This window comes from Moraxella haemolytica, from assembly GCF_030177935.1.
GTDB lineage: Bacteria > Pseudomonadota > Gammaproteobacteria > Pseudomonadales > Moraxellaceae > Moraxella > Moraxella haemolytica.
In genome coordinates, this window is record NZ_CP089974.1 from 1,184,537 (window position 1) to 1,196,616 (window position 12,080).

Here is a 12,080-nt window from a genome sequence, read left to right on the forward strand (position 1 = left end):
AGATTTATTCGCAATTTTTGGCAATTTTTTTAAAATAAATGGTTAAATTGTTAAATTTTGAGCCATTAGCCAAACAATCGCATGATATCGTTACCGATTGCAAGCAACATGAAACACAGCAGTAAGGACATACCCAAACGCAATCCAATCACTTGAACCGACTCACTCATTGGCTTGCCACGAATCAATTCATAGGTATAAAATACCAAATGACCGCCATCAAGCACAGGGATGGGTAGCAGGTTCATCACAGCAAGAGATAAACTAATGATGGCGGCGGTCGATAATACTTGCTCCCAACCAATCTCAAAACTCGTCTTTGATACTTCAGCGATAGTAATAGGACCTGAGATATTCTCAATGCCTATCAGCCCTGTAATCATCTTGCCAATGGCGTCAATGGTCATTGTGGATAAATCATAAGTCTTGGTGAATGCTTTAGCGATTGCCTGTGCTGGGCTATACCCCACCATCATGCGATACTCTGCAGGAATGGACATTATTCCTTGATGACTCACTCTAACGCCAATTTGACCAACCACCTGATTGTGCTGTTTAATGCCTTTTGGCATGACCTTAACCACCATCAGCTGACCGTCTCTTATGATATGAAAATCCAGCATTTTTTCAGGATTTTGGCGGATGATGGGCGTGGCGTCTATCCAATTTTTGATGGGCGTGTCATTAATGGCAGTAACTCTATCACCCACCTTTAGCCCCATCAAGGCTGCTGCACCATCAGGCACAACCTCCGACAACACAGGCTCTATCACAGGCTGATAAGGCAATACCCCAAGGCTTGAAATGGCATCTTGACCTTGTTGCTCACCTTGCATGAATGTCGTGATTGGCACCATCTTTTGTGAAAATTTACCGCCCTGTTCAACCACAACCTCAAGACTGCCCGTCTCGCCCATGCGATGTGCTAAGGCATAATTTAGCTCTTCCCAAGTATTGATGGACCTACCATCGATGCCTGTGATTTTTTCTCCAACCGACAATACACCTGCAGCTGGCGTTCCATCTAGCACCTTGCCAATGCGAGTGTTTAGCTGTTCGGACGGCTGCATGAACAGCACAAAAAACAATCCGATGGCAATGATAAAATTCATCAAAGGACCTGCTGCTACGATGGCAATTTTCTTTAATGGATGTTGATTATTAAAGGCTAAATGTCGCTCGTGTTGCACCACCTCAACCTCTCGCTCATCAAGCATTTTGACATACCCACCCAAAGGAATGGCAGAAATACGATAATCAATGCCAGATTTTTTACTCGTCCAGCCAAACAGTTTGGGTCCAAAGCCAATAGAGTAGGTCAAAACCTTCACCCCGCACAATCGTGCAACGATATAATGACCCCATTCATGCAATGCCACAAGCGGTCCAAGCACACAGACCGCCGCCAAAAACATCAATAATCCATTCATAGCCATAATCAATCTTTAGCTCTTTAATTTCTAAAATTCTTGTAGTAATGCCCAAGCGGTCGCTCTCACCTGCTCATCAAGTGCTAAAATATCCGCCAAATCATCATAAGATTTACTTAAAATGTTATGAAATAGCGGATTGTCCAGACATTTTTCAACCAATACAGCAATATCGGTCAGGCGTATTTTACCATGCAAAAACGCATTCACCGCCACTTCATTACTGGCATTTAGTACAATACACGCCCCATTTCCTAGCTTCATCGCTTTTTTGGCAAGTGCCAGACAGGCAAATTTTTTCTCATCAGGAGCAATAAATTCTAGTTTTGCCATATCAAAAAGATTAAGTGGCTTAGTACCTGTTGTAAGGCGGTTAGGATACGCCAAAGCATAACCAATAGGCACTCTCATGTCTGGATTGCCCATTTGTGCTAGCCACGAACCGTCTACATATTCTACCATAGAATGGACGATGCTCTGTGGATGAATGGCGACCTCTACATCATCTACACCCACACCAAATAGATGGCAGGCTTCAATGAATTCAAGCCCTTTATTCATCATCGTATTAGAATCTACCGTGATTTTTGAACCCATAGACCAGTTAGGATGATTGACCGCATCTGTTATGCTTGCCGATTGCATCTCTTCATAAGATTTGTGCAAAAATGCCCCACCGCTTGCCGTCAGCCATAGTTTTTTTATACCAAAATTATCATGATTGAGCAATGACTTATCAGTTTGCACTGCCTGTGGTAAGCATTGAAAAATTGCATTATGCTCACTATCAATAGGCAGGATGACAGCCCCAGTCTGCTTGGCGGTATTCATGACCAAATCACCTGCCATCACCAGACTTTCTTTATTGGCGAGCAAGACTTTTTTGCCCGCTTGCACAGCAGATAAGGTCGATGAAAGCCCTGCCCCACCAACGATGGCACACACAACCACATCTACATCATCATGACTGGCAACCCAATCTAATCTCAGACTTTGTGGTAAGGCAGTGGTTCTTAATGACAGCTTATCAAGCTCGTCTTGAAATTGCACAAAAAATTCATCGCCAACCACTGCAAATTTGGGGTTAAATCTCACACAAATCTCAAGCAACTTTTGCCAATTAGCAAATCCAGAGACGGCAAATAAATGATAATCCCCTTGATGCTGTTCGATGACATCAAGGGTGCTATCACCAATAGAACCTGTCGCTCCGAGCAGGCTAATGTTTAAAACAGAATGCTTCATTGTCATTAAAAAGAGTTCATTGTTTGGCAAAGACTGATATTGGTGTGATACTCACTGATTTTTTGTTGGTAGTCAGCGTCATCAAGACTGGGTGTGGCAAATTGTCTTTGACAATGTTTATCAAAAGACTGTTGGGTAGGTTCTTCTACCGCCAAATGACTGGCACAAGCACTCAAAAACAAGCCACCAACAAAAATAACTAAAAATTTCATCACATACCAACCCTAAAATCCATTCGGCACAAAAGTCGCTCAATATTCAGATGATTTAACCCAATCATCATGAAATCTACAGCAGATTTGCCAAATTCATTTTTATCCATACTTTTGTAAAAATACCCATTTCAAGTAACAGCCAAAACCCCAACGCAAAGATGGGTGTGGCAGATAATAACGAATCAATGCGGTCAAGCACACCGCCATGACCAGGTAAAATACTGCCCGAATCCTTAATACCTGCACGGCGTTTAAGCATGGACTCAAACAAATCACCCAATACGCTCGCTCCCACCGTCAATGCCGATAGTGCCAAAAACCAAAACAATGCCACCCCAGACAACTGCAAATAATAACCCACGACCGCAGCCACCACGCCTGCAGTCAATAGACCACCGACAAGTCCCTCAACCGATTTGTTGGGCGAGACATTAGGAGAAAGTTTGGTCTTACCCAGTTTGCGACCAACAAAATACGCACCGCTATCAGCACACCAAACCAACAAAAAGACATACATCAGCCACCAAGGCGACATCTGCCATAGCCCATACATGGCAGTAATGGCAGCCGTCAAAATCACACCACCCATGTACACCAAACGGCGACCATACCACTTTTCTTTATTGGGATACTGCTTAACCCACAACAATGCCATCGCCCAAATAACAAGTGATGCTGACCACCAAAACACCCATGTTTTTGGAAAAAATATAGAGATGATGGTAATGATGAGCGTAATCAGTACAAACAAGATGGGCTTATTCCACTTAGGCATCAGTTTTGTCCATTCATGCGAAGCGATAACCACCCCCACTGCTAGTAGCGGAAGGACAAAAATAGGCATAGAGCTTGCAAACAGTGCAAAGCCAACAATGATGACCAGTACGATGGCGGTTCTTATGCGTTGCCACATGATGAATACTCCATATTAGTTTGACTCTGGATTTGTTCACTGGTTTTACCAAAACGGCGTTCACGACCTGCAAACATCGCCATCATCTCGTCTAGTTCCTGTGGCTCAAACTCCGGCCATAGCGTTGGTGTAAAAAACAGCTCCGCATAAGCAGCCTGCCACAATAGAAAATTAGAAATGCGATAATCACCGCCTGTGCGAATCAGCATATCTACAGGCGGGCAATCCGACAGCTGAATATGGCGTGCCAAACTCACCTCATCAATATCATCAGCACTTATCTCTCCCATCATCGCTTCTTTAACGAGTTCTTTGGTGGCATGGGTAATATCCCAACGACCACCATAGCTAATGGCAATCACCAATGTCATCGCTTCAAAATGAGCCGTTTGACGCTCCGCATCTGCCATAAGTCTCTGTAGGTCATCTCTAAGTTGTGTGCGGTCGCCAATAAATCTTAAACGAATGCGGTATTTGTGCATTCTAGGCATCTGCTCATGAATGGTTGTTGTCAATAGATTCATCAGCAAATCCACTTCGTCTTTAGGTCTTGCCCAGTTTTCCGATGAAAAAGCAAACACCGTTAAGACTTGCACACCACGAGCCAAGCAATGCTCAACAATGGGATCAAGTGCATCTTTACCCTTGATATGCCCTTGTCCTGTGGCAAGCTGATGAGATTTGCCATAGCGATTATTACCGTCCATGATGATGGCAATGTGCTTTGGTATGGTGGCAAGTGGTGGCAAAGCGGTGTTTGTCATAATGTCTTAATCTTCGAGAAAAATTATCAAAAACTTAATAATAACAAAGACTTACAACATAATCTCAAAATTACTCAAATTTTGAAACTTGCGTAAGTCTTTTTTTGACCTAAAGTCTATTCATCAGAATAAAGCCAGTCTAGGGCATGACCGAACAATCACACTTCCATCAGTTCGTTTTCTTTTTTTGACAGGCGAGCATCAATGGTTTTAATGAACTCATCGGTAAGTTTTTGAATGTCGTCAGCAGCACGACGCTCATCATCTTCTGAGATTTCTTTATCTTTGACCAAATTTTTTATGTCGCCAAGCATATCACGGCGGATATTACGCACTGACACACGAGCCGACTCAGCATCAGCACGAGCGATTTTTTGCATATCACGGCGAGTTTCTTCAGTTAAAGCAGGCATTGGTACACGAATCACATCAGCAGTCATTGGGTTTAGACCCAAATCCGCCTCACGAATCGCCTTATCCACTGCCTGCACCATAGAGCGATCAAATGGCTGCACCAATAGCGTGCGACTGTCTTCAACATTGATGCTAGCAACTTGGTTTAATGGCATATCAGAGCCATAGTAGCTAACCATCACACCTGATAATACACCAGGATGAGCACGACCTGTACGCAACTTAGCAAAGGCATTCTCTAGTGCTTCTAGTGATTTTTGCATACGGCTTTCGCCGTCTTTTTTAATATCGTTAATCATATATATTCCTTAATTATTACTCAAATAAGTAAAACCTAAAAAGTTATTTATGCAACCAATCAGTGATAGACACGAGTACCTTCTTGTTCGCCCATCACCACATTTAACAGTGCGTTTGATTTATTCATATCAAAGACTTGCAATGGCACATTATGTTCACGACATAAAGCAATAGCAGTCAAATCCATCACACCAAGTTTTCTTTCAAGCACCTCATCAAAAGACAAGCTATCATATTTTACAGCGTCCTCATGAATGCTTGGATCTTTGTCATATACACCATCAACTTTGGTCGCCTTTAGGATAAGACCTGCTTCAATCTCAATACCACGCAAGCAAGCAGCCGTATCGGTGGTAAAAAATGGATTGCCTGTACCAGCAACGAAGATACACACCTCACCATTATTAAGATGGCGAATCGCCTCACGACTAGAATACGGCTCACCAATCGTTGAGATGGTTAGGGCTGACATCAAGCGTGTCTTGATATTACGACGCACCAAAGCATCACGCATGGCAAGACCATTCATCACGGTAGCCAACATACCCATTTGGTCGCCTGTAACACGACCAACCAAGCCTTGTTTTTGTAGGGTGCTACCACGATACAAGTTACCGCCACCAACAACGATGCCCACTTGCACACCCAAGCCACGCAAATGAGCGATAGAAAGGCTCATCTTATCAAGAATATCAGCATCAATACCCATATCACGACCGCCCGCCAACGCTTCGCCAGAGAGCTTTAATAGAATACGAGAAAACTTTGGATTTTTATCAGACATAACAACCAACCTTGATGAATATTGATTTAGCATGAATAAGACAAGAATGTCTATCTCTTAAAAGTCATGGATAAATTTTTATAATTTTATCACATTTTTTATTGGATTTGATAATTTTCTTTCACAAGCAATGAACAGACCGTCATTAAACCGACCATCTTAAAAGTCAACCTGACAAATCCATCAATCACTGAACGGCATTCTGCTAGCACACTTGAACACTTTTAAGTGCAAATGAACCCGCTTGACTGTACAAATCATACCATCATCTAAAAACACTACCCAATAATAAAACAAAAAACACTCCTACTGCAGAGTGTTTTTTGTTCAAAACAACCGATAAACAAAAAGTTACATCCAAAGTAGATATGCCATAACGGTAACAATGACGACCGCAACAAGGTTTAATATAAACCCAACCTTCATCATATCGCCCTGCTTAACATGACCTGTACCCATGACAATGGCATTCGGCGGTGTTGCAACAGGCATCATAAAGGCACATGATGCACCAATGCCAATCACCATCACCAACACCTCTTTGGGCAATCCAAGTACTGCACCAATCGGTGCAAATAATGGCACAAGCAGTGCAGCTGATGCAGTATTGCTGGTAAACTCTGTCAAAAAAATGATGAATGTAGCCACCACCAAAATAACCACCAAGGCGGGAGCACCCGCTAACACACCTGAAATCTGCTCCGCCAATGCCGCTGAAGCACCTGTATTTTTCATAATATTAGACAAAGCAATACCACCACCAAACAGCATGAGTACGCCCCAGTCGGTGTTGTCAGATACCTGTTTCCAATTCACCAAACCCAACATCAATACCACCACAGCTGCAAATAGTGCAATCACGGCATCAGGTGATTTAAAGCCAAAAGCAGTGCCAAGTTGTTTACCAAAAATCCAGCACACTGCGGTAATTAAAAATACAACAATCGTCAAAATCCGAGATGTCGTCCAAGGAATGTCTTCATGTTCCATGCTGACCTTTTGACTTAAATTTGGGCGAAGAACAAAATACATGGCAACAAGTAGCACTGGTAGCATAACCATCATCACAGGCAAGCCAAATTTCATCCAGCCAATAAAATCCAGACCTAATTCTTTGGCAGCGATGCCATTTGGTGGTGAGCCAATAAAAGTACCGATACCGCCGATAGATGCTGAATAAGCAATGCCCAAAAGTACAAAAATAAAGGTATTTCTATCTTTTTTAGCATCAACATGGCTTAATAAACCAATCGCCAAAGGTAGCATCATTGCTGCTGTGGCGGTATTACTAATCCACATAGACAAAAGACCAGTGGCAGCAAAAATCAATGTAATCGCCCAGCCTAGATGACCCTGAGCTAAGTTTACAATACTAAAAGCAATCTTACGGTCTAGCTTCTGCACATGAAGGGCTGCTGCTAAAGCAAAACCACCAAAAAACACAAAAATAATCGGATCAGCAAAACTGACTAAAGCCGCTTTGGTATCAAACTCTGGAATGCCTATAAACAATGCCAAAAGGGGAACCAAAATTGCTGTTGCTGTGATGTGAATGGCTTCAGTCAACCAAAGAATACCAACAAAGATGGCAAGCCCTAAGCCCTTGTTTGTCAAAGGCTCAAAAGGTAGCCAGCTGGTTGCTGAAAAATAAGCGATGATTGCCGCAATCACAGTAATAACAAGCCCTTTGACCACATCAGGACGCACCGCACCTGATGGCGGAGTTTGGTCATCATTGTGCTGATAATCTGTTCTAAGAGAAAAATCGGTCTCTTTTTCTTGGGTTGATTGAACCATAGAATACACCTTTGGAAAATGGCCACAGACACACTATTGCTGGCACATCTATGGCTTTGTTTACCATCTTTGTCATCATGCAATATCGTCATCATGCAATATGACTGTCATGACAAAGACACTTATCAACAACATAATAACACACCGTTTATAATTAGCAAAAGAATTTACCACAACTTGCGTTATTTTCGCAAAACCAACTCTTAACAAATCATACAATATCCTTTACAATAACCATTTAACGAACAGCGAACAGCAGAGCAACCCATGACAAGCCCAACTACTTTTAAAGACGCTTATCAAACCCTAAAGACCAATGCCAAAAACCTTGAGCAGGCAGATGAGCTAGACATCGACAACCTAATAACCACCATAGAAGAATCCATTGTCGCCTATAAAGTCTGTCAAGAGCGAATACAGGCGGTAGAGCAAGCATTAGCACAAGCCTTTGATGATGAGCTAGGTATTGCAGACGAATAGCTCCTTTAACCGCCCAACTCATCAAAAAACCCTAGCAAAGCAGACCACTTGCTAGGGTTTTTAAGATTATAGATTGATGGTTGGGTTTATGACTGCACACCAAAAACTTTCTTTAGATACGCCAAATAAGTATCATCATCAATCATTGTTTTGCCAGGGCTATCAGAGAGCTTGGCGACAGGCTGACCGTTACACTCAACAAGTTTTAACACGATATTAAGCTGAGTTAGACCCATGTCATTGGTCAGATTAGTGCCGATACCAAAACCTGTCTTAATGCGAGTTTTAAAATACTCGTGAAGCTCCCACGCTTTTTGTAGTGTCAGTCCATCACTAAAAGTTAAAGTTTTGGTTTTTGGGTCAATTTTTAGACTTTCGTAATGAGCAATAGCCTTATTACCCCATTCATACGGATCGCCTGAATCATGACGCAGCCCATCAAACAGCTTAGCAAAATACAAATCAAAATCACGCAAGAACGCATCCATGCCCACCACATCAGTTAAAGCAATGCCCAAATCCCCTCGATACTCACGCACCCACGACTCAAGTGCCGCCTTTTGACTGTCTCGCAGGCGAACATCTAAGGCTTGAAATGCCTGCATGAATTCATGAGCCATCGTACCGATTGGGGTTAGGTTCAGCTCTTTGGCAAGGTACACATTGGAAGTGCCTTTAAAAATACTCGGAGAAGCTTTGGCAAGCGTACGAACCACATGGTATTGCCACTCCTTTGAATAACGCCGTCTTGTGCCAAAATCCACCACGGCAAATTCAGGATTATGTATGTCTGAGCGTTGCAACATTTCATAATGTTTAATCATGCTCACTTTTTCATCAAGGCGTCTTTGTCCTTCGTTTCGAACATGTTCATTATCAAGTCTTTGATAATACAGCTCATTAACAATCGATAGCACAAAAATCTCAAAGAACATCGCTTGAATCATCGCCCCTTCTATCTTAATATGCAGATGATTATCATCATCAGTAGACACTGTGATAAAACGGCGTTTTAATTGAAATAATTCTAGATAATCAACAAAATCAGGCTTGATAAAGCGTAAATCTCTAAGATAATCTAATTCATCTTGCTTGAATTTTAATTCGCATAATGCATCAAGCTGAGCTTCTAGGTCATCTTTAATGTCTGCCACAGGATAGGCTGTATCGTCATTATTACGACAGCGGAACTGATATACACCATGCGTCTGAGGGAACTGATGCAGCATTGCTTGAAGCATGGTGAATTTGTATAAGTCATTATCCAGTAAAGAGGTGGTAATTAGCTTCATGAGTGTTATAAAATAATGAAAGAAAATGATTCATCATACACCATTTTCACCAAAAAGTCGTCTTATTTTTGAGATAGTTGCATAAAATCTTACAGAAATTTACCAAACTTTTCAAGCACTGCATCAATCTTTGTGTATATTGGCACTTTCTTCAGCCCATTTTTTAATCCAAAGTTGGATTTATTAAGTCCCTGCGATGGTTTAAATCATGGTTTTATCCATCATTTTGCTCTTTTGTGCTATAATAATAAAATTGGTAGTGCATCGGAAAAAAATAATGACCAGTCTTAAACTTAACGATTTTTCGCCACCAGAAGTCCCTGAATTTCTAATCAAAACCCTATCCAACGCCGAGTATACCGACACACATACAGCAATGCTTGAGCGAACCCTTGTGAAGATTGATGCCAAAAAACAAAGCACGCCTATCTGTGATGAACTGTGGCTGGTGGAACATGATGATGTCTATACACTTGGGCAGGCAGGCAAAAAAGAACACATTCTTTATGATAACGGCACACCCATCATTCATACCGACCGTGGCGGTCAGGTAACTTGGCATGGAACAGGTCAGCTTACCGTCTATTTCTTGTGGGATTTGCACGCCATTGGCTTTGGCGTGCGAGATTTGGTCAGTCATGCCGAACAAGCCATTGAAGACATCGTCAACGACTATCTGCCCAATGCTCTGGTTGCTCGTGCCAGACGAGATGCTCCTGGAGTATATATTTATAATTCTGATGGCGATATGTTAGGTAAAATCGCAAGTTTGGGCTTTAAAATTAAGCACGGACACAGCTATCATGGCATCGCCATCAACCTAACAAACGATTTATCCGCCTTTAATACCATCAATCCTTGTGGCTATGCTGGCATGACGATGGTTAAACTTGAGCAGTTTGGTCAATTTAACAGTAATCAAACGCACGAACTTATTCTCAAATTCATACACAATCTACAAAAAAGGCATGAAGGCGAGATTGCACTTAGAGCCATTTAATATTACAATGACTTCGTTTTTTATATTACTTTTCACTTAGTAAACCCAATTGGAGAATATCAATGGTAGATTTTAACAAAATTCTAGACGCAGGCGATGTTGATGGTGGCAAAATCAATGTCGTGGTGGAAATCCCAACAGGCTCTAACCACAAAATCGAGTGGAACCGTGAATTGGCCTGCTTTGAGCTTGACCGTGTTGAGCCCATTTCCTTTGCCAAACCTTGCAATTATGGTTTTATTCCGCAAACCTTAGATGAAGACGGAGATGAGTTAGACGCACTGATTTTAACCGAACAACCATTAACAACTGGTATTTTCTTAAAGGCTAAAGTCATTGGTGTGATGAAATTCGTTGATGATGGCGAAGTGGACGACAAAATTATTGTTGTACCAGCAGACGACCGCAACAACGGCAACGCTTATAACAGCCTAGAAGACCTACCAAACCAACTCATCAAACAGCTAGAATTCCATTTTAACCACTACAAGGACCTAAAAAAAGCTGGCACTACTAAAGTGGAAGGTTTCTTTGGTATTGATGAAGCCAAAGCGGTCATTAAAGAAAGTCAAAAACGCTGGATAGACAGTACTCAATAAAAAAATAATCATCACTCATTGATGATGCATATAAAAATAGTCCACTTTTGGACTATTTTTATTGGCTGTATTTAGGGGTTGTTTTTTGATTGAAACACCCTTGTTAGATAAACCATCACACAGTCGTACCACTTTTCCATATGCCGATAGCTCACCGCTGCCACAAAGATAATGACCATCGGTAGTAGCATAGAAAAATACCCAACCTTACGATACAGCACCACCGCCATAAAACCACCCACAACAAAACTCCACCACAAGGCACTTAGCACAATCACTCGGCTAAACTTTACCTTGCGATCAGCCAGCCAATGACCGACCATCGCCCCCAAATCTGAAGTCGTACCGGTCAGATGTGTGGTGCGAATTACCGTGCCATGATAGGTTGTTACCATAGAATTTTGTAATCCGCACGCCATTGCAATCATCATCTGTCCAAAATCACTGTCATTCATGTACAATGCCAAACTTAATGCCAACAAAGCAACCTCAAGGTACATTGCCAAACCATAGTTACGATTGATGTGCAACTCACTACCACCAACGATAAAACCGCTTAGTACAGAGCCTGCCCAAAATGACGCAATTGAAATCAAAAACAGCTTCATGTTTGGCCAATCGGCAGACAAAGCTGCCACCGCCAAAGCACTGACATTACCCGTCACATGCGATGCCGAAATGTGCGTAAAGCCCATGAGTGCAGTGGTGTTTAGTACCCCTGCACAAAACGCCAGCACCACCGCACCACAGAGTACCCAACTTGGAATTTTATCCATCATTAAAACAGTAACAACAAAAACAATGTATCATTTTAATCATTTTTTAATAAAAATAAAAGCACAAAACT

The 12,080-nt window shown here is 41.9% G+C and carries 13 protein-coding genes; 3 read left to right on the forward strand and 10 right to left on the reverse strand.

The features are described 5' to 3' along the window. Nucleotides 1–65: 65 nt before the first annotated feature. The 8 genes from rseP to LU276_RS05620 all read right to left on the reverse strand — a co-directional run bounded on the left by rseP (nucleotide 66) and on the right by LU276_RS05620 (nucleotide 7,862). Entirely contained in the window at nucleotides 66–1,430 is a 1,365-nt protein-coding gene (rseP, locus tag LU276_RS05585; protein WP_284674593.1) for an RIP metalloprotease RseP, read from the reverse strand. A 30-nt stretch (nucleotides 1,431–1,460) separates the two neighbouring features. Beyond that, entirely contained in the window at nucleotides 1,461–2,675 is a 1,215-nt protein-coding gene (dxr, locus tag LU276_RS05590; protein WP_284674594.1) for a 1-deoxy-D-xylulose-5-phosphate reductoisomerase, read from the reverse strand. 5 nt (nucleotides 2,676–2,680) lie between these two features. Next, nucleotides 2,681–2,887 carry a hypothetical protein gene (locus LU276_RS05595; protein WP_284672895.1) on the reverse strand — a complete coding sequence of 69 codons (207 nt, stop codon included), beginning with the start codon at nucleotides 2,885–2,887 and terminating at the stop codon, nucleotides 2,681–2,683. 76 nt (nucleotides 2,888–2,963) lie between these two features. After that, nucleotides 2,964–3,803: a phosphatidate cytidylyltransferase gene (locus LU276_RS05600; RefSeq protein WP_284672896.1), complete on the reverse strand. Its 840-nt coding sequence runs from the start codon at nucleotides 3,801–3,803 to the stop codon at nucleotides 2,964–2,966. Further along, nucleotides 3,788–4,567 (reverse strand): polyprenyl diphosphate synthase, encoded by a 780-nt coding sequence (gene uppS, locus LU276_RS05605; RefSeq protein WP_284672897.1) that lies wholly within the window; start codon nucleotides 4,565–4,567, stop codon nucleotides 3,788–3,790. The genes LU276_RS05600 and uppS overlap by 16 nt, the downstream gene beginning before the upstream one ends. Before the next feature lie 158 nt (nucleotides 4,568–4,725). After that, complete coding sequence (frr, locus tag LU276_RS05610) at nucleotides 4,726–5,280, reverse strand: ribosome recycling factor (RefSeq protein WP_284672898.1); 555 nt, start codon at nucleotides 5,278–5,280, stop codon at nucleotides 4,726–4,728. A gap of 59 nt (nucleotides 5,281–5,339) precedes the next feature. After that, nucleotides 5,340–6,065 carry a UMP kinase gene (gene pyrH, locus LU276_RS05615; RefSeq protein WP_284672899.1) on the reverse strand — a complete coding sequence of 242 codons (726 nt, stop codon included), beginning with the start codon at nucleotides 6,063–6,065 and terminating at the stop codon, nucleotides 5,340–5,342. A gap of 351 nt (nucleotides 6,066–6,416) precedes the next feature. Beyond that, nucleotides 6,417–7,862 (reverse strand): SLC13 family permease, encoded by a 1,446-nt coding sequence (locus LU276_RS05620; RefSeq protein ID WP_284672900.1) that lies wholly within the window; start codon nucleotides 7,860–7,862, stop codon nucleotides 6,417–6,419. A gap of 267 nt (nucleotides 7,863–8,129) precedes the next feature. Here LU276_RS05620 and xseB point away from each other — a divergent pair, with 267 nt between their 5' ends. Next, nucleotides 8,130–8,342: an exodeoxyribonuclease VII small subunit gene (xseB, locus tag LU276_RS05625; RefSeq protein ID WP_284672901.1), complete on the forward strand. Its 213-nt coding sequence runs from the start codon at nucleotides 8,130–8,132 to the stop codon at nucleotides 8,340–8,342. An 86-nt stretch (nucleotides 8,343–8,428) separates the two neighbouring features. Here the strand turns inward: xseB and pncB are convergent, their stop codons facing one another. Then, on the reverse strand, nucleotides 8,429–9,634 hold the full coding sequence (pncB, locus tag LU276_RS05630; protein ID WP_284672902.1) for a nicotinate phosphoribosyltransferase: 1,206 nt from the start codon (nucleotides 9,632–9,634) through the stop codon (nucleotides 8,429–8,431). 277 nt (nucleotides 9,635–9,911) lie between these two features. Between pncB and lipB the strand changes: the two genes are divergently transcribed. Beyond that, on the forward strand, nucleotides 9,912–10,634 hold the full coding sequence (gene lipB, locus LU276_RS05635; protein ID WP_284672903.1) for a lipoyl(octanoyl) transferase LipB: 723 nt from the start codon (nucleotides 9,912–9,914) through the stop codon (nucleotides 10,632–10,634). A gap of 62 nt (nucleotides 10,635–10,696) precedes the next feature. Then, a complete protein-coding gene (locus tag LU276_RS05640) occupies nucleotides 10,697–11,233 on the forward strand; it encodes an inorganic diphosphatase (protein WP_284672904.1) in 537 nt (178 codons plus the stop codon). A gap of 71 nt (nucleotides 11,234–11,304) precedes the next feature. Here the strand turns inward: LU276_RS05640 and LU276_RS05645 are convergent, their stop codons facing one another. Further along, on the reverse strand, nucleotides 11,305–12,012 hold the full coding sequence (locus LU276_RS05645; RefSeq protein ID WP_284672905.1) for a YoaK family protein: 708 nt from the start codon (nucleotides 12,010–12,012) through the stop codon (nucleotides 11,305–11,307). Between the last annotated feature and the right edge of the window lie 68 nt (nucleotides 12,013–12,080).